17 protein-coding genes are annotated in these 24,495 nt (G+C 73.9%); 10 read left to right on the plus strand and 7 right to left on the minus strand.

Features of this window, described 5'->3' with window-relative positions; translation table 11 throughout:
• Nucleotides 1-26: 26 nt before the first annotated feature.
• Both rfbC and M1O15_RS04920 read right to left on the minus strand, forming a co-directional pair.
• A complete protein-coding gene (gene rfbC / locus M1O15_RS04915; protein ID WP_248631956.1) occupies nt 27-722 on the minus strand; it encodes a dTDP-4-dehydrorhamnose 3,5-epimerase in 696 nt (231 codons plus the stop codon).
• Between the two features lie 97 nt (nt 723-819).
• Nucleotides 820-1,455, minus strand: a complete 636-nt coding sequence (locus tag M1O15_RS04920) for a TetR/AcrR family transcriptional regulator (RefSeq protein ID WP_248631957.1) — start codon at nt 1,453-1,455, stop codon at nt 820-822.
• Nucleotides 1,456-1,617: 162 nt separating this feature from the next.
• Here M1O15_RS04920 and M1O15_RS04925 point away from each other — a divergent pair, with 162 nt between their 5' ends.
• The 3 genes from M1O15_RS04925 to M1O15_RS04935 all read left to right on the plus strand — a co-directional run bounded on the left by M1O15_RS04925 (nt 1,618) and on the right by M1O15_RS04935 (nt 4,794).
• Nucleotides 1,618-2,550, plus strand: a complete 933-nt coding sequence (locus M1O15_RS04925; RefSeq protein ID WP_372499345.1) for an ABC transporter permease — start codon at nt 1,618-1,620, stop codon at nt 2,548-2,550.
• Nucleotides 2,543-3,337 (plus strand): ABC transporter ATP-binding protein, encoded by a 795-nt coding sequence (locus M1O15_RS04930; RefSeq protein WP_248631958.1) that lies wholly within the window; start codon nt 2,543-2,545, stop codon nt 3,335-3,337. The genes M1O15_RS04925 and M1O15_RS04930 overlap by 8 nt, the downstream gene beginning before the upstream one ends.
• Nucleotides 3,338-3,405: 68 nt before the next feature.
• Entirely contained in the window at nt 3,406-4,794 is a 1,389-nt protein-coding gene (locus tag M1O15_RS04935) for a glycosyltransferase 87 family protein (RefSeq protein ID WP_248631959.1), read from the plus strand.
• A gap of 70 nt (nt 4,795-4,864) precedes the next feature.
• Here the strand turns inward: M1O15_RS04935 and M1O15_RS04940 are convergent, their stop codons facing one another.
• Entirely contained in the window at nt 4,865-9,796 is a 4,932-nt protein-coding gene (locus M1O15_RS04940) for an NAD-glutamate dehydrogenase (RefSeq protein ID WP_248631960.1), read from the minus strand.
• Nucleotides 9,797-10,200: 404 nt separating this feature from the next.
• Between M1O15_RS04940 and M1O15_RS04945 the strand changes: the two genes are divergently transcribed.
• Nucleotides 10,201-10,758 (plus strand): DJ-1/PfpI family protein, encoded by a 558-nt coding sequence (locus tag M1O15_RS04945; RefSeq protein ID WP_248631961.1) that lies wholly within the window; start codon nt 10,201-10,203, stop codon nt 10,756-10,758.
• A 115-nt stretch (nt 10,759-10,873) separates the two neighbouring features.
• On the opposite strand, the gene M1O15_RS04950 is transcribed toward M1O15_RS04945, so the two are convergent.
• Complete coding sequence (locus tag M1O15_RS04950; RefSeq protein WP_248631962.1) at nt 10,874-11,557, minus strand: HAD family hydrolase; 684 nt, start codon at nt 11,555-11,557, stop codon at nt 10,874-10,876.
• Nucleotides 11,558-11,618: 61 nt separating this feature from the next.
• Entirely contained in the window at nt 11,619-12,131 is a 513-nt protein-coding gene (locus M1O15_RS04955) for a DUF6912 family protein (protein WP_248631963.1), read from the minus strand.
• A 275-nt stretch (nt 12,132-12,406) separates the two neighbouring features.
• On the opposite strand from M1O15_RS04955, the gene M1O15_RS04960 reads away from it, so the two are divergent.
• Together M1O15_RS04960 and M1O15_RS04965 are read left to right on the plus strand one after the other, a co-directional pair.
• On the plus strand, nt 12,407-12,874 hold the full coding sequence (locus M1O15_RS04960; protein ID WP_248631964.1) for an Rv3235 family protein: 468 nt from the start codon (nt 12,407-12,409) through the stop codon (nt 12,872-12,874).
• Nucleotides 12,875-14,769: 1,895 nt separating this feature from the next.
• The gene (locus M1O15_RS04965) at nt 14,770-15,753 is read left to right on the plus strand and encodes a LysR family transcriptional regulator (RefSeq protein ID WP_248631965.1); all 984 of its coding nucleotides are present in this window, start codon (nt 14,770-14,772) and stop codon (nt 15,751-15,753) included.
• A 9-nt stretch (nt 15,754-15,762) separates the two neighbouring features.
• Here the strand turns inward: M1O15_RS04965 and M1O15_RS04970 are convergent, their stop codons facing one another.
• Nucleotides 15,763-16,770 carry a LysR family transcriptional regulator gene (locus tag M1O15_RS04970; RefSeq protein ID WP_248631966.1) on the minus strand — a complete coding sequence of 336 codons (1,008 nt, stop codon included), beginning with the start codon at nt 16,768-16,770 and terminating at the stop codon, nt 15,763-15,765.
• A gap of 121 nt (nt 16,771-16,891) precedes the next feature.
• Between M1O15_RS04970 and M1O15_RS04975 the strand changes: the two genes are divergently transcribed.
• Nucleotides 16,892-17,686 (plus strand): S1 family peptidase, encoded by a 795-nt coding sequence (locus M1O15_RS04975; RefSeq protein ID WP_248631967.1) that lies wholly within the window; start codon nt 16,892-16,894, stop codon nt 17,684-17,686.
• A gap of 578 nt (nt 17,687-18,264) precedes the next feature.
• The gene (locus tag M1O15_RS04980; protein ID WP_248632001.1) at nt 18,265-19,011 is read left to right on the plus strand and encodes a dienelactone hydrolase family protein; all 747 of its coding nucleotides are present in this window, start codon (nt 18,265-18,267) and stop codon (nt 19,009-19,011) included.
• A 184-nt stretch (nt 19,012-19,195) separates the two neighbouring features.
• Here the strand turns inward: M1O15_RS04980 and secA are convergent, their stop codons facing one another.
• Nucleotides 19,196-22,018 carry a preprotein translocase subunit SecA gene (secA, locus tag M1O15_RS04985; protein ID WP_248631968.1) on the minus strand — a complete coding sequence of 941 codons (2,823 nt, stop codon included), beginning with the start codon at nt 22,016-22,018 and terminating at the stop codon, nt 19,196-19,198.
• Nucleotides 22,019-22,619: 601 nt separating this feature from the next.
• On the opposite strand from secA, the gene M1O15_RS04990 reads away from it, so the two are divergent.
• Both M1O15_RS04990 and M1O15_RS04995 read left to right on the plus strand, forming a co-directional pair.
• Nucleotides 22,620-23,204, plus strand: a complete 585-nt coding sequence (locus tag M1O15_RS04990) for a GNAT family N-acetyltransferase (protein ID WP_248631969.1) — start codon at nt 22,620-22,622, stop codon at nt 23,202-23,204.
• Between the two features lie 95 nt (nt 23,205-23,299).
• Nucleotides 23,300-24,469: a winged helix-turn-helix domain-containing protein gene (locus tag M1O15_RS04995; protein ID WP_248631970.1), complete on the plus strand. Its 1,170-nt coding sequence runs from the start codon at nt 23,300-23,302 to the stop codon at nt 24,467-24,469.
• Nucleotides 24,470-24,495: the final 26 nt, after the last annotated feature.

Raw genomic sequence — 24,495 nt, forward strand, 5'->3', positions numbered from 1 at the left:
AACATGCGATGCGGGTGTGTCAGGCGTTACGCGACGGGGGTCTGTTCCACGACAGGGGTCTGGGCCGGGTTCCTGGGCGCCACCACGTTGTCCGGGCGCTCGGCGTCCACCGGGGCCGCCGCCCCCGCCCCGGCCCGCAGCCTCTCGTACCAGGCCGTGCACGCCTCGTACGAGGGGAGCAGCCCGGCCGCCTCCGCCTCGGCCAGGGACGGCGCGGCGGCGTCCTTGTCGGAGAGCAGCGGCGGCAGGTCGGCGGGCCAGTCGATGCCGAGGTCCGGGTCGAGCGGGTGGACGCCGTGCTCGCGGGCCGGGGCGTAGCCGCGGGAGCAGAGGTAGACCACGGTGGCGTCGTCGGTGAGGGCCAGGAAGCCGTGGCCCAGGCCCTCGGCGAGGTGGACCGCGCGGTGGTCGCGGTCGTCCAGGCGGACCGCCTCCCAGGCGCGGTAGGTGGGCGAGCCGGTGCGCAGGTCCACGATCACGTCGAGCACGGCCCCGCGGACACAGGTCACGTACTTGGCCTGGCCGGGCGGGACGTCGGCGAAGTGGATGCCGCGCAGGGTGCCCCGGGCGGAGACCGAGCAGTTGGCCTGGGCGAGGTCGAGCCCGTGCCCGGCCGCCTCGCGCAGTTCGGGGGCGCGGAACCACTCGTGGAAGCTGCCGCGTGGATCGGTGAAGACCCGGGGCTCCATGATCCACGCGCCCTCGATGCCCAGTTCCCGCATGATGCGTCCACCGCCTTCTCCGTACCGTTCCGGTCGGGGGGCACAACCGGGGAGCGGGCGGGGCGTCACCCGGGGTGGGGCCGATCGGGTGGCGCGGTTACGCCGTGAGGGCGGCGACCGCCGAGCGGGCGAGGTCGTCCAGATAACCGGCCGGGGCGGAGGTGCGGACCACCACCAGCCGCCAGTACAGCGGGCCGAGGACCAGGTCCAGCACCCGGTCCGGGTCGGCGTCCGCCGGGAGTTCGCCGCGCTCCACCGCGGCACGCACGATCCGGGCGGCCACGCCCCGGCGGCCGTCCAGCAGGACCGCCCGGACGGTGTCGGCGATCTCGGGGTGGCGGGCGGCCTCCACCAGCAGGTCCGGCACCACCTGGGAGGCCAGCGGGTGGCGCAGGGCGTGCGCGGCGACCTCCAGGACGGCGCGGACGTCCCCGTGGAGCGAACCGGTGTCCGGGACCGGCATGCCCTCGGCGGCGACGGCGGTGATCAGGTCCAGGACGAGGGCCAGCTTGGACTTCCAGCGCCGGTAGACGGCGGTCTTGCCGACACCCGCGCGGCGGGCGATGCCCTCGATGGACATCCGGGCGAAGCCCACGGCGGCCAGTTCCTCGAAGACGGCCGCGCGGATCGCCTCGGTGACGTCCTGGCGGAGCACCGCCGCCCCGGCGGGGGCCCGGCGGGGAGCGGGGCGGTCACCAGGGGCCGAGGGGGCCGGGGCGGGGTCGGTGGTCATGGCGGCGATCCTACGCGGCGAGGGCCGGCCGCGCCCGTGACGACGAAACGGTTCCGTTGCGACGCGGGGCGGAAACGGCGTACAGTCCGGGCGTGACGACGAGACGGTCCCGTCCCGTCCTGCCGTCGCCCCCTGCCTCCTGCCCGAGAGAGGACGGCCGCCGTGTCCGCACCGGCCCTGACTCCCCCATCGCCGCCCGTCACCATCCCGCCGCCGGCCGAACCCGCCACGGATCTGCGGGCCCTCGCACTGCGCCATGGGCTCACCGTCAGCGGCGCCCGCCCGCCCCTCCCCCGCTACCTCCGGCAGCTGTGGGCGCGGCGCCACTTCATCACCGCCTTCGCCACCGCCAAGCTCACCGCGCAGTACAGCCAGGCCCGGCTCGGGCAGCTCTGGCAGCTCGCGAATCCGCTGCTCAACGCGGCCGTCTACTACCTGATCTTCGGCGTGCTGATGGACACCCGGCACGGTGTCGCCGACTTCGTGCCCTTCCTGGTCACCGGCGTCTTCGTCTGGTCGTTCACCGCCGGGACGATCACCGCCGGCACCCGGGCGATCAGCGGCAACCTGGGCTTGGTCCGGGCGCTGCACTTCCCCCGGGCGAGCCTGCCGCTGGCCCTCGCCCTCCAGCAGCTCCAGCAGCTGGGGTTCTCGCTGGCCGCCCTGGCGGTGATCCTGCTGGGCTGCGGGACTACCCCGGGGCCGTCCTGGCTGCTGGCGGTTCCCGCGCTCGCGCTCCAGGCGCTGTTCAGCACGGGCGTGGCGATGGCGATGGCCCGGCTGGCCGCCCGTACCCCCGATCTGGCGCAGCTGGTGCCGTTCGCCCTGCGGACCTGGATGTACGCCTCGGGGGTGATGTGGAGCGTGAAGCACGTGGTGGCCGAGGGGCACATCCCGCACCTGGCGGGGCTGGCCCTGGAGCTCAACCCGGCGGCCGTCTACATCGACCTGGTCCGCTTCGCGCTCATCGACAGCTTCACCTCCGCCCAGCTCCCGCCGCATGTCTGGGCGGTCGCGGCCGGGTGGGCGGTGCTGGCGGCGGTGGGCGGCTTCGTCTGGTTCTGGCGCGCGGAGGAGGTGTACGGCCGTGGCTGACGCCTCCTCCGGCGAGCGGGTGCCGACCGTGGTGGTGGACGGGGTCCATGTCCGCTACACCGTGCAGGGCGGCGCCACCGGCCGGCGCGGTGCCGGGGCCGGGGCCGCCCTCGCTCGGATGGTGTCGCGGGGACGCGGGGCCGCCGCGCCCCGGTCCCGTACCGTGCACGCCGTCAAGGGGGTGAGCTTCGCCGCGTACGAGGGCGAGGCCATCGGGCTCGTCGGCACCAACGGCTCCGGGAAGTCCACCCTGCTCCGGGCCATCGCCGGGCTCCAGCCGCCCACCGAGGGCCGGGTCCACACCCGGGGCCAGCCGGCCCTCCTCGGGGTGAACGCCGCCCTGATGGGCGATCTCACCGGCGAGCGGAACGTGATCCTCGGCGGTCTGGCGATGGGCATGTCCCGGCGGGAGATCCGCGAGCGGTACGCCGGGATCGTGGAGTTCTCCGGCATCGACGAGAAGGGCGACTTCGCCTCGCTGCCGATGCGCACCTACTCCTCCGGCATGGGCGCCCGGCTGCGCTTCTCGATCGCCGCCGCCAAGTCCCACGAGGTGCTGCTGATCGACGAGGCGCTGGCCACCGGGGACGCCCGCTTCCAGCGGCGCAGCCAGCAGCGGATCGCCGAGCTGCGCGCCGAGGCCGGGACGGTGTTCCTGGTCAGCCATGGCAACGCCGCCATCCGGCGCAGCTGCGACCGGGTGCTCTGGCTGGAGGCGGGACGGCTGCGGATGGACGGACCGGTGGACGAGGTGATGGACGCCTACGAGGCGCACACCGGCGCCTGACCGCCGATGGAGCCGGACGGGGGTGCACAAAAGGCGCAAAAAGGTCGGATCGGGTTAGCTTTCGGCTGATGGCTACCAACAGTGCAGAACAGGATCCCGAGCGCACGGACCCCGGGCCCGCGGACGACGAGGGCGCCCCTCCGGAGCTCCAGCCGGGCGCGGCCGGCACGCGCGTCTTCCGCCGTACCCGCCGCCGCGACGCCGACGACCGGCCGGTGGCCGAGCACACCGACCGCGGCAAACGGGTGCCGCCGCGCCGGGCGCCGCTGTTCAGCGACCACACGTCCGTACTGCCGCTGGCCGTGGTCTGGCTGCTCACCCGCGGGCTGATGATCGTGCTGCTGCTCCGGGACAACCTGGGCATCGGCGGGGTGTCCCGCGAGGTCTACGCGCTCTACCAGCACTGGTACCAGCTGCTGGCCGACCGGACCTTCCCGCCCGGGGACGTCACCTGGCAGTACCCGCCGGGCGCCGGGCTGGTGATCCTGGCGCCGGGCGCGGCGCCGCAGCTGCTCACCTACTTCCAGGCGTTCGTCGCCCTCGCCCTGCTGGCCGACGCCGCCATCGCGTTCGCCCTGGTGCGGCGGGGCGGCAGCGGGGCGTGGCTCTGGGTGGGCGGCCTGCCGCTGCTGCTGCACCTGCCGCTGGCCCGCTACGACCTGTTCCCCACCGCCCTGGCGGTCTTCGGGCTGCTGGCGCTGCTGTCCGGGCGGACCCGGCTCGGCGGGGCGCTGGCCGGTCTGGGCGCGATGGTGAAGCTGTGGCCGCTGCTGATCCTGGCCGGGCTGCCGCGCGGCCGCCCCTCGCGGCGCGGCTGGTCCTCGGCCCTGCTGGCGGCGGGCGCGCTGCTCGCCGTGCTGGTCTGGGGCTACGCGCATGTGGGCGACTTCGCCGAGCAGCAGGGCGGCCGGGGGCTCCAGATCGAGTCGCTGGGCGGCAGCGCGCTGGCGCTGGCGGGGCTGGCGGGCTGGTGGCACGGGGAGGTCCGCTACCGCTATGGCGCGTTCGAGCTGGCCGGCCCGTACACCGGCAGCGCGGCGCAGCTGGCGCTGGCCCTCTCGGCGGTGGCGCTGGGCTGGCTGCTGCTGTGGCGGTGGCGGTCCTGGGCGTGGAGCCCGGCCACCCCGGCGGACGCGGCGCTGACCGCGGTGCTGCTGTTCACGGTGACCAGCCGGGTGATCAGCCCGCAGTACCTGGTGTGGCTGCTGGCGCTGGCGGCGGTCTGCCTGACCTGCCGGGACAGTGTGATGCGGCGGCCGGCGCTGCTGATGGTGCCGGCGGCGGCGCTCACCTCGCTGGGGTATCCGATCTTCTACGAGGACGTGATCGCGCTCGGCCCGCTGGGCACCATGGCGGTGGCGCTGCGCAACGCGGTGCTGCTGGCGGCGGCGCTGCTGGCCTGCCGCCGGCTCTGGCTCCAGACCGTGCCGGGCCCGCCCTCCCTCAAGGGGCTGTAGGCGGTCCAGGGATACGCGGGGAGGGCGCCCCCGGCCATCAGGGGGCGCCCTCCTCGTTTTCCGCGAGCCGTCAGACGTGGGTCCGCAGCAGGGTGCGCATGGTGCGCATGGCCACCGAGAGGTTCGCCAGGTCGAAGGTGTCCGAGCCCTGGATCTCCTCCAGGGTGGAGCGGGCCCGGCCCAGGATGGCGGCGTTCTTCTTCTCCCAGGCGTCGAACCGCTCCTCCGGGGTGGAGGTGCCGTTTCCGGCGGCCAGCACCTCGGCGGTGAGGGCCGCGTGGGCGGCGTAGAGGTCCTCGCGGATGGAGGCGCGGGCCATGGACTGCCAGCGGTCGGAGCGCGGCAGCTCGATGATCCGGTCCATCAGCTGGGTGATGGAGAGCCGGTCGGCGAGGTCGTAGTAGACCTCGGCGACGGCCATCGGGTCCTTGCCGGTGCGGTCGGCGATGGCCACGATGTCCAGCGTCGGGAACGCGGAGGAGAACCCGGCCACCCGCAGCGCCAGCTCCTCGGGGACGCCCGCGCCGGTCAGCTCGGCCACGATCCCCTCGTACCAGTCCAGGTCGGCGCCGCGCAGCAGCTGCGGGAGCTTGGCCCACACCTGCTCGACGCGCTCGGCGAAGAAGGAGATGGTCTCGGCGAGCTGGAGCGGCTGCGGGCGGTTGCCGAGCAGCCAGCGGGTGCCGCGCTCGATGAGCCGGCGCGAGTGCAGCCGGATGCGGGTCTGCACCTCGGCGTCCACCCGGTTGTCCAGGCCCTCGACGGCGTCCCAGACCTCGCCGAGGCCGAAGATCAGCCGGGCGGCGGTGTGGGCGCGGACGATCTCCTCGATGGAGGCGCCGGTCTCCTCGCGCAGCCGGTGCAGGAAGGTCGAGCCACCGGTGTTGACGGTGTCGTTGACCAGCACCGTGGTGATGATCTCCCGGCGCAGCGCGTGGGCGTCGATCTGGGCGGCGAACTCCTCGCGCAGCTTGCTCGGGAAGTAAGCGTGGAGCAGCTGCGTCAGATACGGGTCGTCGGGCAGCTCGGTGTGGATCAGCTCCTCGGCGACGGTGATCTTGGTGTACGCGAGGAGGACGGCCAGCTCGGGCTGGCTGAGGCCCTTGCCGCCGTTGAGCAGTTCGCGGATCTGCCGGTCGTTGGGCAGGAACTCCAGGGCCCGGTCGAGCCTGCCCTCGCGGCCCAGGCGGCGCATGAACCGCTGGTGGGCGTGGAGCAGGGAGGCGGACTGGCGGACGCCGTTGGCGAGCGCGGTGTTCTGCGCGTAGTTGTTGCGCAGGACCAGCGAGCCGACCTCGTCGGTCATCTCGGCCAGGATCCTGTTGCGCTGCTTGACGGTCATGTCGCCGTCCGTGACGAGCGCGTTGAGCAGGATCTTGATGTTCACCTCGTGGTCGGAGGTGTCCACGCCGGCGCTGTTGTCGATGGCGTCGGTGTTGACCCGGCCACCGGTGCGGGCGAACTCGATCCGGCCGAGCTGGGTGAGGCCCAGGTTGCCGCCCTCGCCGACGACCTTGACCCGCAGCTCCTCGCCGTCGACCCGGATGGCGTCGTTGGCCTTGTCGCCGACGTCGGCGTGCGACTCGCTCGCGGCCTTGACGTACGTGCCGATGCCGCCGTTCCACAGCAGGTCGACCGGGGCGGAGAGGATGGCCCGCATCAGGTCGGCCGGGGTCATCTTGGTGACGCCGTCCGCGATGCCGAGGGCTTCGCGGATGTGGGCGTTGACCGGGATGGACTTGGCGGTACGGGGGTGGATGCCGCCGCCCGGGGAGAGCAGCCCGGCGTCGTAGTCGGCCCAGGAGCTGCGGGGCAGCTCGAACAGCCGGCGCCGCTCGGCGTAGGAGGTGGCGGCGTCGGGGGTGGGGTCGATGAAGATGTGCCGGTGGTCGAAGGCGGCGACCAGGCGGATGTGCTCGCTGAGCAGCATGCCGTTGCCGAAGACATCGCCGGACATGTCGCCGACGCCGACGACGGTGAAGTCCTCGCTCTGGGTGTCGTGGCCCAGCTCGCGGAAGTGCCGCTTGACCGACTCCCAGGCGCCGCGGGCGGTGATGCCCATGCCCTTGTGGTCGTAGCCGGCCGAGCCGCCGGAGGCGAAGGCGTCGCCCAGCCAGAAGCCGTAGGCGGTGGCGACCTCGTTGGCGATGTCGGAGAAGGTGGCGGTGCCCTTGTCGGCGGCGACGACCAGGTAGGTGTCGTCCTCGTCGTGGCGGACCACGTCGGCCGGGGGCACGACCTCGCCGGCCACCAGGTTGTCGGTGATGTCCAGCAGCGCCGAGATGAAGGTCTTGTAGCTGGCGACGCCCTCGGCCAGCCAGGCGTCCCGGTCGGCGGCCGGGTCGGGCAGCTGCTTGGCGACGAAGCCGCCCTTGGCGCCGACCGGCACGATGACGGTGTTCTTCACCATCTGCGCCTTGACCAGGCCGAGGATCTCGGTACGGAAGTCCTCACGCCGGTCGGACCAGCGCAGACCGCCGCGGGCGACCTTGCCGAAGCGCAGGTGGACGCCCTCGACGCGCGGGGAGTACACCCAGATCTCGAACGCCGGGCGGGGCGCCGGGAGGTCCGGGATGGCCTGCGGGTCGAACTTCATCGAGACATAGGCGTGCGGCCGGCCGTCCTGCGCCTTCTGGAAGAAGTTGGTGCGCAGGGTGGCCTTGATGACGGTGAGGAAGGAACGCAGGATGCGGTCCTCGTCCAGCGAGGCGACCTGGTCCAGGGCCCCGTCCAGCTCCTCCAGGAGGCCGTCGGTCAGCTCGGTGCCGGCGCTCTGCCGGCCCGGGGACATCCGGGCCTCGAAGAGGGAGACCAGCAGCCGGGTGGTGTGGACGTTGTGGCGGAGGGTGTCCTCCATGTAGTCCTGGCTGAAGGTGGAGCCGGCCTGCCGCAGGTACTTGGCGTAGGCGCGCAGCACCATGGCCTGCCGCCAGTTCAGCCCGGCGGCCAGCACCAGCTGGTTGAAGCCGTCGTTCTCGGCGCGGCCGGTCCAGGTGGCGGCGAAGGCCTCCTGGAACCGCTCGCGGGCGTCGTCGGCGAGGTAGTCGCCGTTGCCGACGGCGCCCTCGGGGAGCCGCAGCCCGAAGTCGTAGATCCAGGCCTGGGTGCGGTCGGGGCAGCGCAGCTCGTAGGGGCGCTCGTCGACGACCTCGACGCCGAGCCGGTTGAGCACCGGGAGCACGGCGGACAGCGAGATCTGCGGACCGGTCTTGTAGATCTTGAAGCGGCGCTCGCCGGGGGCGGAGCCGACCGCCTCGTACAGCGAGAGCGCGAACTCCTTCTCCCCGTCGACCAGCTGCTCTAGGTGGCCGAGGTCGGAGACGGCGGAGCGCGGGGAGTGGTCGGCCTTGTAGCCCTCGGGGAAGGCACCGCCGTAGCGGCGCATCAGCTCGGCGGCGCGCTCCTCGCCGAACTCGGCGTTCAGCGCCTCGCCGAAGCCGTCGGACCAGGAGCGGGCGGCCTCCACCAGCCGGCCCTCGATCCGCTCGGCGTCGGCGTCGGTGAGGGCGGCCAGCTCGGTGCCCTGCGGGACGCGGACCACGAAGTGGATCCGGGAGAGGATCGACTCGGTGTTCCAGGCGGTGAAGTCGACGCTGGTGCCGCCGAGCTCCTCCTTGAGGATGTCGATGATCCGCAGCCGGACGCCGGTGGTGTAGCGGTCGCGCGGCAGGTAGACGAGGGCCGAGTAGTAGCGGCCGTACTCGTCCTGGCGCAGGTAGAGCCGCAGCCGGCGGCGCTCCTGGAGGTACAGGACGCTGGTGACGATCTCGCGGAGCTTGTCGGCGGGCGTCTGGAACAGCTCGTCGCGCGGGTAGGTCTCCAGGATCTGGAGCAGGTCGCGGCCGTCGTGGCTGTTGGGCGAGAAGCCGGCCGCGTCGAGCACCTCGGCGACCTTGCGGCGGATGACCGGGACCCGGCGCACCGACTCGGTGTACGCGGCGGAGGAGAACAGCCCGAGGAAGCGGCGCTCGCCCACCACGTTGCCCTCGGCGTCGAACTTCTTCACGCCGACGTAGTCGAGGTAGGACGGGCGGTGGACGGTGGAGCGGCTGTTGGCCTTGGTGAGGACCAGCAGGCGGTGCTCGCGGGCCTTGGCCCGGGCGTCGGCCGGCAGGCGGCTGAAGGAGGGGGAGACCGGGTGCGCCTCGTCCTCGTCGTGCTGGGGGTCGGAGCGCAGGATGCCGAGGCCGGTGCCGGGGACGGCGGTCAGCGCGTCGTCGCCGGTCAGGTCGTACTCGCGGTAGCCGAGGAAGGTGAAGTGGTCGGCGGACAGCCAGCGCAGCAGCTCGCGGGCCTCCTCCACCTCGGTGTCCGAGACCTCCGGGGCGGCCGGCTCGCCCGGCAGCTCGTCGGCGATGCGCAGCGCGGCCTCGCGCATCTTGTCCCAGTCCTCGACGGTCTCGCGGACGTCGGACAGGACGCGCAGCAGATCGCCGGTGATCTGCTTGAGGTCGGCCCGGTCGGTCTCGCGGTCGATCTCGACATGGATCCAGGACTCGGTGAGCGCGTCGTGGTGCTCCTTGGCCGCGACGCGGTCGGCGAGCACCTCGATGAGCTTGCCGGTGAGGTCGCGGCGGACGTGGACCAGCGGATGCACGACGACGTGGATGCCGCGGCCCTGGCGGGAGAGCTCGTTGGTGACCGAGTCCACCAGGAAGGGCATGTCGTCGGTGACGACCTCCACCACGGAGTGGCTGCAGGTCCAGCCGTTCTCCTCGACGGTGGGGGTGTGGACGCGGACGTTGGCCGTGCCCTGGGGCCGGTTCTCGGCCAGCCGGAAGTGGGAGAGCGCCGCGCCGAAGACGTCGACCGGGTCGCGGTCGGCGAGGTCCTCCGGAGCCGTGTGCAGGTAGTAGCGCCTGAGGTACGCGAGAACGGTGTCCCGGTCGGGTCGCTCGTTCTCGGCCCCAGTCCGGAGTTGCCCCCCGACCGGGCTGTTCTCAGCTACCCGGGCCGCCCGTTCGAGCAGCTCGGCCTTGGCTTCGTCCAGCTTGGTCTGCATGTCCTCTGGTCTCCTGTCGCGCGCCGTTGCGTGACGTAGGTGAATGAGAAGGAGACACGACGCCACGACGACGCGGGGTTCCCGGTCTGGGGTGACGCTATGCCGCCATGAGAGATGTCCCGGCCGTTTTCGGCCATCTTCCCCGCCCTGGCCGAATGACGCGGTGTACGCGGTCGACGCACTGCATGAGGTGCACCGGTGCGGCGGGACGTTTCAGCGCTCGCCCGGGTGCGGTGGCACTCCGGGCGCGGGTCGCGGGCTCCGCTGCCCGCGAGGCGTATCGCGCTGATCACGGGTCCAGGCTATCGTCCCGGCCCCCCGACTCGTCAGTCGCCGGATTCGTACAAATCCCAGCCGAAAACTTCGCCAGTCTGGACAGACCCTGCACGCCGAGGTGACAACCGATGACCGAACGGATCCTGATCGTGACCGGGGACGCGGCGGAGTCCCTGGAGGTGCTCTACCCCTACCAGCGGCTCCTGGAGGAGGGGTACGAGGTGCACATCGCCGCGCCCACCCGCAAGCGGCTGCGCTTCGTGGTGCACGACACCGAGCCCGGCCACGACACCTACACCGAGAAACCCGGCTACACCTGGCCCGCGGACCTGGCCTTCTGCGAGGTGGAGCCCAGCCGCTACGCCGCCGTGGTCATCCCCGGCGGCCGCGCCCCCGAGTACCTGCGCAACGACCCCGAGCTGCGCAAGATCGTGAAGTCCTTCTTCGACGCCGACAAACCGGTGGCCCAGATCTGCCACGGCCCCCTGCTCACCGCCGCCGTCGGCGCCCTGGACGGCCGCCGCGTCACGTCGTACCCCGCCCTCGAACCCGACATGCAGTCGGCGGGCGCCACCTACCGCGACGTCCCCACCGTGGTGGACGGCCCCCTGGTCTCCGCCCGCGGCTGGCCGGACCACCCGGTGTGGATGCGGGAGTTCCTGGCGGTGCTGCGAGGGGCGGCGTGAGGCGGCGGGGGGTGCTGAGGCCGGGCGGGGAGGTCTCCCGCGGCCGGAAGGGGAGGCCCCCAGGGTGCCGTCCGTCCTCTCGGACGGCTGCCTCCTCGCCCCGGCCCCGTAGGGCTTACGCGGCCATCTCCTCCGCCACCCGCACGGCCTCCTCCAGGGTGTCCACCACCGGCACACCGACCCGCTCCAGGCTGGCGCGGCTGTGCGAGCCGCCGGTGTAGAGCACCGCCCGCGCGCCGACATGGGCGGCCGCCACCGCGTCGTCCGCGGCGTCCCCGATGACCACGATCCGCTCCGGCGCCATGCCCTCCAGGGCGGCGAGGTGGCGCACCATGTGCTCGGCCTTGCCGCCCAGCGCCGCGCCGACCCGGCCGTCCACCCGCAGGAAGTGCTCCTCGATGCCGTGCCGCCGCACCACGGGTATCAGCTGCTCGTGCGGGGCGAGCGAGAGCAGCGACTGGGTGAGCCCGGAGGACCGCCGGGCCGCCAGCAGCTCCGCCGCGCCCGCGGTCAGCGCGCAGGCGTCCGCGCCCGGCCAGTAGTGGCGGTGGAAGGCGGCGTCCATCAGCTCCCACTCCTCACCGGACGGCAGTCGCCCCAGCAGCCGCTCGTAGAACGCCGTCACCGGTACGCAGTACAGCTCGCGGTAGCGCTCCAGGGTGAGGGGCGGCAGGCCCATCTCCGCGAAGGCGGCGTTGGTCGCCGACATCACCGCGGCCATGTCGTCGAACAGCGTGCCGTTCCAGTCCCACACCAGATGGGTGCTGTGCTTCCCCGACGTCCCCGTGCGCTTCACCATGCCGAAAACGGTACCGGCCGCCTCTGACAACGCCCCGGGCCCGCGCTTCAGGCGGCGGCCCTCACCCGGCCGCGATCAGCCCCGGAATCTCCTGCACCCCGAACCACAGCAGCTCGTGGTCCTCCGCCCCGTCCACCACGAACTGAGCGTCGTCGTCCCCGTGGTCCGCCGCGCCCAGCGCGTCCGCCGCGGCGGAGACGTCCGCCTCGGCGTCGTCCGCGTCCACGTGCACCGCGGCCGCCTTGGCCAGCGGCACCGCGGCCGCCAGCCGCACCTCGCCCACCGAGGAGTGCTCCAGCAGCCCGTCCGGGTCGGCCACCGCGTCCCCGTCCGGCACGTCCACGGCCACCACCACCCGGCGCCGGGGGAGGTCCGGGGCGGCGGCGAGCATCCGCAGCGAGGCGGCGGCGGCCCGGCTGAGCGCCGCGTACTCCAGCTCCTCGATGTCGTCGGAGACGTACCACTCGCGCAGTCCGGGCGTCACCCCGTACGCCGTCAGCGGGCCGGGGCCGAGCTCGCCCGCCGTGTGCGCCTGTGCGAGACCGGCGAGAGTCAGGGGGACGTACACGCGCATGGAAGGTCGCTTTCGTCGTCGTCAGTCGACCTCAGGATACGTGCGGCGTCCCTCGTGGGAGTGGGTGGTGGTGATCACCGGACGTCAACCCGGCGCCCCGCCCCGCCGCTCGGCCCCCTCTCCCGTGGCCTCCCGCTCACCCCAACCGGTGATGGGCTAGGTACATCACCCTAGGTAATCGCCCCATTGCCCCACGTTGCCATCTCCCGTAGAAGGTGCTCACCGAAAGTTACCGCCCGGTAGATGCCGGGCCTCAGCGAACGGGGCCGATCAGCATGAGCACCATCGCGACGAGGACGACCAACGGACCGGCGGGCCGCCGCGACCGGAGGGCGGCCGCCGCCCGCCCCCGCACCGCCCGCCCGGCCGCCGGGACAGGCCCGAGCCGGGGCCCTTCCCTGGTGCGGACGCCCCCGCGTCCGCTCCCTCCCCACCACCTCTTCGCCGAGCGCCTGCTCGCCGTGCTCAGCGGCGAGCGCCCGGTGCACTGGATGCTGGGCCAGACCGTCGGCAAGGCGTACGACCAGCTGATCCGGCTCGCCCCGACCACCCCGCTGCGCGGCCGCGGCACCCGCCCCGTCGTCCGCCGCTGCGGCGGCCACCGGCTGGGCACCGACGTGGTCGAGGCGTTCGCCAGCATCGCGGCCGGCGAGCAGGTACGCGCCATGGCCTTCCGCCTAGAACGCGGCCCCGACCACCGCTGGCGCTGCGCCGCCGTCGAGCTGGGAACGGCACGGGGATGAGCGGGCGCGGCGGCCGGGCGGATGCGGCGTGGGGAGGGCCGGGTGCGGCGGCCGGGGGGGATGCGGCGTGTGGAGGGCCGCCCCCGACGGCATGCGGCGCGCCCTCGGGGCCGGGGAGGGCAGCGCCTGGTGCTCTGGCTCCTGGCCCCCGACTCCCGGCTCCCGGCTCCCGGCCCCCGTCCGGGGTCAGGTCCGGCTCGGGGGGCGGCGTTCGGACGGCCCGGCTTCCGGCTCCGGCTCCGGCTTCCGGCTGCGGCTCCGGCTCCGGCTTCCGGCTGCGGCTCCGGCCACGGGGTCCGGAAGTCGGAGGTCGGCTCTCGGCGCCGAGAGGGGGTTGGCCGGCCCTTGGACCCGGGGCCGGGGTCAGCACCGGTGCCCAGCGGCTGGCCCTAGGGCCCGGGAAGTCGACGCCTGGGGCCACGGCCCCCGACTCCCGACTCCCGTCCGGGGTCACGTCCGGCTCGGGGACGGCGGCCGGACCCCGGCCCGACTTCCGGCTCCGGCCTGGGGGCCGAGGCGCGGGGTGCAGGGCGCCGGGGCCAGGGACCGAGCGCACGGGGCCCGGGGCAGCAACCGCTGGTGCCCGGGGCCGGGTCGACCGGCCCGGCTTCCGGCTCCGGCCCGGGGGCCGAAGCGCGGGGCGCGGGGGTCGGGGCCAGGGATCGAGTGCCCGGGGCCCGGACAGCAACAGCTGGCGCCTGGGGCCTGGTCGGCCAGGTCGGCTTCCGGCTCCAGCCCGGGGGCCGAGGCTCGGGGCGCCGGGGCCAGGGATCGAGTGCCCGGGAGCCGGGGGCAGCAACCGCTGGCGCCCGGGGCCGGGTCGGCCAGGTCGGCTGCTGTCTCCCGGCTCCAGCCCGGCGCCACTCCGGCCCCGGCGCCAGCCCGGGGTGCGGGGGCGGGGTCGGGAGGCCCGCTCCGGGGACCAGGAGCCGAACGCCCGGGGTGCCGGGTCCGCCTGGCCATCCGGCTCCTGGGCGGGAGAGCGGCCCCCTGGTGGCCTGGGGCCGAGGGCGGAAGGCCGGGCCAGCTGGCGCGGCCAAGTGCCCGGACCGGCCAGCGGGAGCCGGGGTTCCGGCGCACGGTTCGTGCGGGTGCGGCAGACCCATCGGCGGTGGGGACACCCACGACCGCCCGCAGGCCCGAGTCGCGCCCGGACCCCCGCGGCGTTCGGCATGCACAACCCGGCCTGGCTCCCACAGCCGGGGCGGGCGGCTCCCTGGTGGCCGAGGGCGGAACGGCTGGCTGCCAGGGACCGGGGGCCGACCACTGGAGCTCAGGGCCCGAGTCAGACGGCCGGGCTGGTCTGCCCCTGGCACCCGGGCCGGGCTTCCTGGGCCCCCGGCCCGATTGGCTCAACCGGCCCGGTACAGGGCCCTACAGGCCCGTACAGGGCCACGAAACGCGGCCGTCGATGAGGCGGCATCCCACCAGCGTCCCGTCGCCGGCAGGGCGCGTCGGGGCCGGGAGCCAACGGTCCCGGCACGCGGCCGGTGCGGTCACCGCAGGTCCACCGACGGCGGGTGCGCCTACGGCCTCCACCGACCCGCGCCCCGCGCCGTACGGCGAGCTCGACCGCACCCGTTCGCCCTGCCGACGGCGAGCAGCGGAACCGGGCTGGTCAGCGTCGCCTCCATGCCCGGTCCACCCGTCGGCGGCGCCCACACCCGGCAACGGCACCCCGCCGAAGGCCGTACCGGCGGACCAACCCCCCACATGGCGGCTCAGGGGCCGCCAGGAGCAGCCACGGGGCTGCGGGGCGCCGCGGGCCCGACGAAGCGGCCCCAGCTCCCTACCGCCCGCACCCGCCCCTCCTCCCCCGCTCCCTCCCCACCCCGCCCAGCGCAGCGCACCGCACGTGCCTGGTCAGGGCCAGGTGGCACCCCCATACTCACCGCATGGACCTGGAGGCGCGGCATCTTCGGTGCCTGGAGGCGGTGGCGACGGCCGGGAGCCTCAACAAGGCGGCGCATCTGATGGGGCTGTCCCAGCCGGCGCTCAGCGCGCAACTGCGGCGGATCGAGGCCGTGGTGGGCGGGGCGGTTTTCGAGCGGGGGCCCTTCGGCGCGCGGGCCACGCCGCTGGGCGAGGTCCTGCTGCCGTACGCGCGCGAGGTGCTGCGCGGGCTGGACGAGCTGGCCCGCGCGGTCGAGGGGCATCGCGCGGCGGCGGGCGGGCGCCCGCTGCGGCTGGGGGTGCGCACGACACCGCTGGCCCTGCTGCTGTACGAGGTGGCAACCCGCCTCGTCCCGGGCGACATCGCCGAGTTGACCGTGCTGGACCGCTCGGCCGAGGCGCTCGCCGCCCTGGTGCGCGGCGATGTCGACCTGGTGCTGCACACCGACTTCCCCGGCCGGCCGATCGTGCCGCCCGCCGAGGTGCGGATGGCCGAACTGGGCACGGAGCCCCTCTTCGTCGGACTGCCCGACGGGCATCCGCTCAGCGGGCGGACCGAGATCGACCTGGCCGAACTGGCCGGGACGGCCTGGCTGCTGGCGGTCAACGGCGACGACGAGTTCGACCGGCACCTGATGGAGCAGTGCCGTCTCGCCGGCCACCCGACCATGGTGGCCCGCACCGTCGAGCCCCTGCTGCTGGTGCAGTTGATGCGCCGCGGCGGCCCCGTGGTCACGGCCATGAACGCGCTGGGCAGCGGGCTGACGATCCCCGGGGTGGTCCGGGAGCTGCGGGGCAGCCCGGTCCGTACCCGGCACGTACTGCTGTGGCGCCCGGACGGCGGGCTGGTCGACGAGGAGTTCGCCGCCCGGCTGCGTACGGCACTGCTGGACGCCTACCGCGCGGCCCTCCCGCACAGCGGACGCGTACCGGGGTGGTGGGAGCGCAACCCGGGCTGGCTGGGCTCGGCCCCACCCGCCGACTGAACGGTCTCCTCAGCCGCGCGGCCGGTGGCCGGCGGCCGGGCCCGGGGGCGTGGTGCGCCAGTCCGGATGGCCGGCCAGCCAGGCCCGGTACGCGGGCGCCGCCTCGATGATCTCCCGCTGGGCGCGCACCAGGTGCTCCCACAGGCTCCGTATCCACTCCTCCGGCAGGGGCCCGCCCGGCCGCCAGTAGAGCACCGTGGCCATGGTGAGCGGTTCACCGCGCAGCGGCAGCAGCACCAACCCGGGGGCGGGCCGGCTGCCCGGCATCATCGGCAGGACCGCGCGGCCCTCCCGTACGAGCTCCAGCGCCTCCGCGTACTCGGTGCCGCGCACCGCCACCGGGTGCCCGGCCCGCCGGCAGGCCTCCGCCAGCTGGGCGCCCAGGTCCTCGTCGGACCCGGGCGGCAGACACCAGCGCTCACCAGCCAGTTCGGCCAGGTCGGCCTCCGGCCGCGCGGCGAGGCGGTGCCCGGCACAGACGCCCGCGAACAGCGGCTCCACGGCGACGACCGCCCCGCACAGCTCCCCCTCCGCGAGGTCCCCCGGGCCCGCGGCCTCCTCCGGCAGCGGGAAGTGGGTGACCAGGGCGGCATCGGTGCGCCCGGCGGCCAGCGCCGCCAGATGGCCGGCGGTACCGGCCGCGGTGGTGATCTGCACATCGCTGCCCGCGACCAGCGGCACGGCCACCGACAGATGGGCCACAAGGAGCCCCGGCGCGCAGCCGATCCGTACCGCCGCCGGCCAGTCGTCCTCCCGGTGCCGGGCCACCGCCGCGGTCATCCGCTCCACCGCGTCCAGCACCGACCGCGCGTGCCCGACCACCACCTCGCCCAGCGGAGTGGGCAGCGCCCCCCGCGAGCCGCGCCGGAACAGCGCTCCCCCCGCGGCCCGTTCGGCCTGGGCCAGCGCCTGGGACACCGACGGCTGGGCCATGCCGAGCCGTTGCGCCGCGAGCGTCAGGCTGCCCTCGTCGGCGATCGCCTTGACCACCCGTAGCTGCCGCAACTCCAGGCTCATAGGCGGACCTTAGAACGGGTTGGGATTACCGGGGAAGCCGCCGGATTTCCATAGTGGGTTCACCCGACGGGCCGGGCGCCGAGCGTCCGGCCCTCCCCCCACTCCCTCACGGAGGACTCCTGTGTCTCCCCGCTCCCTGATACGCGGCGTGCTGGGCACCCTGATGCTCGCCGCCGCCGCGTTGTCCGCACCCGCCGCGGCGCAGGCCGCCCCGGCCCCCATCGTCGGCGGCAGCCAGGCCACCGAGACGTACTCCTTCATGGCCTCCCTCCAGCAGCAGGGCCGCCACGGCTGCGGCGGCTCCCTGATCGCCCCGCAGTGGGTCGTCACCGCCGCCCACTGCGTCACCAGCCGGCAGGGCGGGGTCACCCCGGCCCAGCAGATCCAGCTGCGCATCGGCTCGAACGACCACACCCAGGGCACCTCCGCCGCCGTCCAGCGCGTCATCCGCCATCCCCGCTACACCGGGGACGTCTCCGGCGGCAACGACATCGCCCTGCTCCAGCTGCGCACCCAGGTGCAGAACCAGCCGGTCTCCATCGCCTCCGGCTCGCCGTCCGAGAACTCCTCGACCCGGCTGCTCGGCTGGGGCCAGACCTGTCCCCAGCAGGGATGTTCGCAGCAGCCGCCCCGCTACCTGAAGCAGCTGGACACCCGGATCAACCCGGACCGGATGTGCGCCGCGGGCTTCAACGGCGCCAATGAGCTGTGCGTGTACGGGACCCCGCAGGCCACCGCCTGCTACGGGGACTCCGGCGGCCCCGCGCTGATCGGGGGCTCCGGCCGCTGGCAGCTGGTCGGCGCCACCAGCCGCGCCGGGCAGAACGGGAGCACCTGCGGCACCGGCAACGCCACCATCTACACCGACGTCACCGCCCACCGCCAGTGGATCAGCCAGAACACCGGCGGCGCCTGACCCGGCCCTGACCGAGTCCCGACCGAGTCCTGCTCGACCCCGGCTCGACCCCTGATCGGGTCCTGATCGGGTCCTGATCGGGTCCTGATCGAGCCGGTCCGAACCATCCCGCGCCGGCGGCTCCTGGGTGGCGGCCCTCCGCCGGGACCCAGTCGGCGCGGGTACCTCGGGTGCCGGGGGTGCAGGTCCCGGCACCCGGGCCCGTACCGCGAGCGCGGGGGACGCCGCGAAGAGGAGGTACGGCCGTCCCGACAGCCGCACCGCGTCCGGTACGAAGGCGGCGGGCGGGTGGATCGACGGCGCCCCTGGGGAGGGCCGCCCCGCCCACCCGCCCGCCGCGCACCACACCCCCACACCCCCACAACTCCACAGACCCGCCGGGCAGGACCTGCCCGTGCCGACGCCCGTGGGGCCGGCGCAGCGCCACGAGCCTGCGCCGGCCCCACGGGGCGTTCGTCCCCTCGCGGCCGGCAGACCCCCGGCGCCAAGCCGGCCGGGGGCGGCTTGACCACGCGGTCCCCACCGGTGATCGTAAATCGACGATCCGAACCGCCCACCGGCCGAGAGGAAGATCCGCCATCCCTGCCGAGACGCTCCACATCCCCACCCCGGACGGCCGCGCCGACGCCTTCGCCGCCTTCCCCGACCACGGCGAGCGGTGCCCGGGGGTGCTGCTGTACCCGGACGCCATCGGGCTGCGGCCGGTGCTGGAGGAGATGGCCCGCGAACTGGCCGGGCACGGGTACGCCGTACTCGTCCCGAACGTCTACTACCGGCACGGCCCGGCACCGGTGATCGACCTGCCCCCGCACATCGGGGAGGACATCCGGCCCGCGGTCTTCGACCGGCTGACGCCGCTGTACGAGGCGCACACCACCGAACGGGCCCTGCGCGACGCCGACGCCTGTCTGCGCTTCTTCACCGGTCGGCCTGAGGTCGGCTCGGGGCCGGTCGGGGTGATCGGCTACTGCATGGGCGCCGTGCTGGCGATGCGCACCGCGGCGGCACACCCCGACCGGGTGGCCGCCGTCGCCGGATTCCATCCCGGCGCGCTGGTCACCGACGCGCCCGACAGCCCGCACCGGCTCGCCCCGCGGGTCCGCGCCGAGGTGCACCTCGGCCTCGCCGAGAACGACATGACGCCCGAGGTCCGCAGCGAGTTCCACCGGGCCCTGGACGCCTCGGGGGTCCGCTACACCACCGAGGTCTACCCCGGCACCGTGCACGGCTTCACCATGGCCGACACCGACGCCTTTGACGCGGCAGGGCTGCGGCGCCACTGGGACCGGCTGCTCCCCCTGCTCGCCCGCACCCTCACCGACTGACCCGCCTCCCCGCCGCGACACCCGCCAGGACTCCCCGCCCCGGCACCTGTCACGGCACCTGTCACGACCGCGGGGCCGGGCCCGGGGGCCATGGCGTCCGACGCCCGGCCCCGCACCCGGCCCCGCGGGCCGTACGTACACCGCTCCGGCCGGCGGGAGTGTGCCTCCCGCCGGCCGGACCGGGTCACTTCTTGCGGCGGCGCCCGCCACCCTTCGCGGCCTTGCGGCGCTCCGCCCGCGTCAGACCGTCCGAGCCCGCGGTGGCGCCGGTCGGGTCGTTGTCGAAGTCGCCCTCGACGACCCCGCCCTCGCCGTCCACCGTGGGGGCGGAGAAGTGCAGCCGGTCCGGGCGCTGCGGGGCCTCCAAGCCCTTCGCGCGGATCTGGGCCCGCCCGCCGCCGCCCGCCGGCACCGCGTCCTCCTTGGTGAGGGAGGGACGGGCCGCGGCGTCCTCCACCGGGACCTCCTCGACCTGCTGCTCGACCTGGACCTCCAGGTTGAACAGGTAGCCGACGGACTCCTCCTTGATGCCCTCCATCATCGCGGTGAACATGTCGAAGCCTTCGCGCTGGTACTCGACCAGCGGATCCTTCTGCGCCATGGCGCGCAGGCCGATGCCCTCCTGGAGGTAGTCCATCTCGTAGAGGTGCTCGCGCCACTTGCGGTCCAGCACGGAGAGCACCACGCGCCGCTCCAGCTCGCGCATGATGTCCGAGCCGAGCTGCTTCTCGCGGGCCTCGTACTGCTCGCGGACGTCGTCCTTGATGGACTCGGCGATGAAGTCGGAGGTGATCCCGGCCCGGTCGCCGGCCGCGTCCTCCAGCTCCTCGATGGTCACCTTCACCGGGTAGAGCTGCCGGAAGGCGCCCCACAGCCGGTCCAGGTCCCAGTCCTCGGCGAAGCCCTCGACCGTTTCGGCCTGGATGTACGCGTCGATGGTGTCGTTCATGAAGTGCTGGACCTGCTCGTGCAGGTCCTCGCCCTCCAGGACGCGGCGGCGCTCGCCGTAGATGACCTCGCGCTGGCGGTTGAGCACCTCGTCGTACTTCAGGACGTTCTTACGGGTCTCGAAGTTCTGCTGCTCGACCTGGGACTGCGCGGAGGCGATGGCCCGGGTGACCATCTTGTTCTCGATCGGCACGTCGTCCGGGACGTTGGCCATGGCCATCACGCGCTCGACCATCTGGGCCTTGAACAGCCGCATCAGGTCGTCGCCGAGGGAGAGGTAGAAGCGGGACTCGCCCGGGTCGCCCTGGCGGCCGGAGCGGCCGCGCAGCTGGTTGTCGATACGGCGCGACTCATGGCGCTCGGTGCCCAGCACGTACAGCCCGCCGAGGTCGCGGACCTCGTCCGACTCGGCCTTGACCGCCAGCTCGGCCTTCTCCAGGGCGGTGGGCAGCGCGGCGACCCACTCCTCCTGGTGCTCGACCGGGTCCAGGCCGCGCTGGCGCAGCTCCGCCTCGGCGAGGTCGTCCGGGTTGCCGCCGAGCTTGATGTCGGTGCCGCGGCCGGCCATGTTGGTGGCGACGGTGACGGCGCCGCGGCGGCCGGCCTGGGCGACGATGGTCGCCTCCCGGTCGTGCTGCTTGGCGTTGAGCACCTCGTGCGCCACACCGCGCTTGCTGAGCTGCTGCGAGAGGTACTCGGACTTCTCGACCGAGGTGGTGCCGACCAGGATCGGCTGGCCCTTCTCGTGCTTCTCCGCGATGTCGTCCACGACCGCGGCGAACTTGGCCACCTCGGTGCGGTAGATCAGGTCCGACTGGTCCTTGCGGACCATGGGGCGGTTGGTCGGGATGGGGACCACGCCGAGCTTGTAGATCTGGTGGAACTCGGCGGCCTCGGTCATCGCCGTACCGGTCATGCCGGAGAGCTTGTCGTAGAGGCGGAAGAAGTTCTGCAGGGTGATCGTGGCGAGAGTCTGGTTCTCGTCCTTGATGTCCACCCCCTCCTTCGCCTCGATCGCCTGGTGCATGCCCTCGTTGTAGCGGCGGCCGGCGAGGATACGGCCGGTGTGCTCGTCGACGATCATGACCTCGCCGTCGATGACGACGTAGTCCTTGTCCTTCTTGAACAGTTCCTTCGCCTTGATGGCGTTGTTCAGATAGCCGACGAGCGGGGTGTTGACCGACTCGTAGAGGTTGTCGATGCCGAGCCAGTCCTCGACCTTGGCGACGCCGGACTCGTGGATGGCCACGGTCCGCTTCTTCTCGTCGACCTCGTAGTCGCCGGTCTCCTCGATGCCCTTGAGGTGGTTGCCGGGCTCGCCGCGGGTGAGGCGGGTGACCAGCTTGGCGAAGTCGCCGTACCACTTGGTGGCCTGGTCGGCGGGGCCGGAGATGATCAGCGGCGTACGGGCCTCGTCGACCAGGATCGAGTCGACCTCGTCCACGCAGGCGTAGTTGTGGCCGCGCTGGACCAGCTCGTCCTGCGACCACGCCATGTTGTCGCGGAGGTAGTCGAAGCCGAACTCGTTGTTGGTGCCGTAGGTGATGTCGCAGGCGTACTGCTCGCGGCGCTGCGCCGGCGACATGTTCGCCAGGATGCAGCCGACCTCCAGGCCCAGGAACTTGTGGACCCGGCCCATCATCTCGGAGTCGCGCTGGGCGAGGTAGTCGTTGACCGTGATCAGGTGCACGCCCTTGCCGGAGAGCGCGTTGAGGTACGCGGGCAGGGTGCCGACGAGGGTCTTGCCCTCACCGGTCTTCATCTCGGCGACATAGCCGAGGTGCAGCGCGGCGCCGCCCATGATCTGGACGTCGTAGTGGCGCTGGCCGAGCACCCGCTTGGCCGCCTCGCGGACCGTGGCGAACGCCTCGGGCAGCAGGTCGTCCAGGCTCTCGCCGTCGGTGAACCGCTGCTTGTACTCGTCGGTCAGGGCGCGCAACTCGGCGTCGGAGAGGCTGACGAAGTCCTCTTCGATGGAGTTGACCTGGTCCGCGATGCGGTGCAGTTTGCGCAGGATCTTGCCTTCGCCTGCACGCATGAGCTTGTTGAAGACGGACACTGAGGCTGGTCTCCTTGCCGGTCGGGCCTGGCACTGGGTCTGGTCCACACGGTCCGGTCCTGGACCGCCGTGGACGCTGGCACGGGCACGGCAGGTGGGCCCCACCGCATCGGCCATCGTAAGCGAGGACGCCGCCGCGCCGGGAGGTGCGCACCCAGCCGCGTACCACAGCCGCCCGCCGCCTCGGCACACCGCCCTGCCAGGAGAACGCACGGAAGCCCCGGAAGGTGCCGCCCGACCCGAAACCGGTCGCGGGGTGATGGTGGTGGGGTACGGCCCCGGGGGGTGGCGGCGGGGTGCGGGCCTGGGGGTGCGGTACGGCCCCCGGGGGGCGGCGGGGTGCGGGCCGGGGGTGCGGTACGGCCCCGGGGGGCGGCGGGGTGCGGGCCGGGGGTGCGGTACGGCACCCGGGGGCCCGGGGCACCCACCGCGGCCCGGACCGCCCACCGTGCGATGGGCACCGCACTCGCCCGCTCGCCCGGCTCGCGGAGACGGCACGGACAGCCCGCCGACCCCACCCCCCCGCCGCAGGCACCCTCAGCCGCCCCCCCCCCGACGTAAAGCGCTCGCCCGGGCGCCCCACGGCGACCAGAATCCCGTCATGGAACCCGTCACGCTGACCACACCGCGCCTGCTGCTGGACGCCTTCACACCGGAGGACGTCGACGCCGTCTTCGAGGCCTGCCAGGACGCGGCGGTGCAGCGCTGGACGACGATCCCGGTGCCGTACGGGCGTGAGCACGCCGAGTCCTTCGTGCTGCGGATGGCCCCGGACGGCTGGCACCACGAGACGGAGTTCACCTTCGCGGTACGCGGACCCGGCGGTGGTACGCCGATGGGCGCGGCCTCCGTCCACCATCCGCGCCCCGGCTACTGGGAGGTCGGCTACTGGATGGGCGCCGGCCACCGCGGCGCCGGCCACACGGCCGAGACGGTCTCCGCGCTGGCCCGCTGGGCCTTCACCGAGCTGGGCTGCCACCGGCTGGACTGGCGGGCCGAGGTGGGCAACACCGCCTCCCTGGGTACGGCCCGGCGCGCGGGCTTCACCCTGGAGGGTGTCCAGCGCGCGGCCCTGAGCAGCAACGGCACCCTGCGCGACTGCTGGCGGGCCTCGCTGCTGCCCTCCGACCTCGGCCTGCCCACCCCGGTGCCGTACCTCCCCGCCTCGCCGGACCCCGCCGCTTGACCGGAACCGCCGGAGCGGGCGGAACGCAACCGTCCGGGCGGGCGCCCGGCAGGTGGCGCGCCGGGGTGTCAGTGGCGCGGTCTATCGTGCCCCTCATGACGACCGCGCCGCCCCCTCTCGCCGAACTCTCCGCCGACGAGGCCCGTCGGATCGCGCTGCGTGCCCAGGGCCTGCTGGGCGCCCCGGACCGCCGGGCCGGTGTGCGCGGGGTGCTGCGGCACCTGGGGGCCGTACAGCTGGACACCATCTCGGTGCTGGCCCGCTCGCACGAGCTGGTGCCGTACGCGCGCCTGGGCGCCGTGGGCCGGCCGGTGGTCGACGCCGCGTACTGGACCGGGGCGCACGCCTTCGAGTACTGGTCGCACGCGGCCTGCATCCTGCCCATCGAGGAGTGGCCGCACTTCGCCTTCCGCCGCCGGGCCTTCCGCGCGCGGCCGCAGTGGTCGCACGACCTGCCGGAGGGTGCCTACGAGACGGTGGTCAAGCAGTTGCGCGCCGAGGGGCCGCTCACCGCCACCGAGCTCGGCGGCGCGAAGAACGGCGGCGAGTGGTGGGACTGGTCGGCGTCCAAGGTCGCCGTGGAGCGCGCGCTGATGTACGGGGAGGTGGTGTGCGTCGAGCGGCGCGGCTGGAAGCGGGTGTACGACCTGGCCGAGCGGGCCGTCCCGGCGGAGCTGCTCCACGACGAGCTGGACGACACCGAGTGCCTGCGGCGCCTGGTGCGGCTGGCCGGGGAGGCCCTGGGGGTGGGCACCCGCGCCGACATCGCGGACTACCACCGGCTCAAGGGCGAGCAGTTCGACGCCGTGGCCGCCGACTCGGGACTGGTCCCGGTGCGGGTCGAGGGCTGGGAGAAGCCCGCCTGGGCGGACCCGGCCGCGCTGGAGACGGCACCGCGCGGGCGGCACCGCACCACGCTCCTCTCCCCGTTCGACTCACTGATCTGGGAGCGCGCCCGCACCGAGCGGATCTTCGGGTTCACGCACCGGCTGGAGGCCTATGTGCCCCGGCAGAAGCGCATACACGGCTACTTCGCCATGCCGCTGCTGGCCGGCGGCCGGCTGCTGGGCCGGGTCGACCCGGCGCGGGAGGGGCGCACCCTGATCGCCCGCCAGGTGTCGCTGGACTCCGCCAAGGCGGTGGAGCCGATGGCGCGGGCCCTGCGGGAGGCGGCGGAGTGGGTGGGCTGCGATGCGGTACGCGTGGAGCGCGTCGACCGTACGGAGTTGGCGGCCCCGCTCACGGCGACCCTGGCCGCCCTCTGACCGCCGCCGGGGCACGACCCGAGGGG

The sequence above is a fragment of the Streptomyces lichenis genome, from assembly GCF_023218175.1.
Taxonomy (GTDB): Bacteria; Actinomycetota; Actinomycetes; order Streptomycetales; family Streptomycetaceae; genus Streptomyces; species Streptomyces lichenis.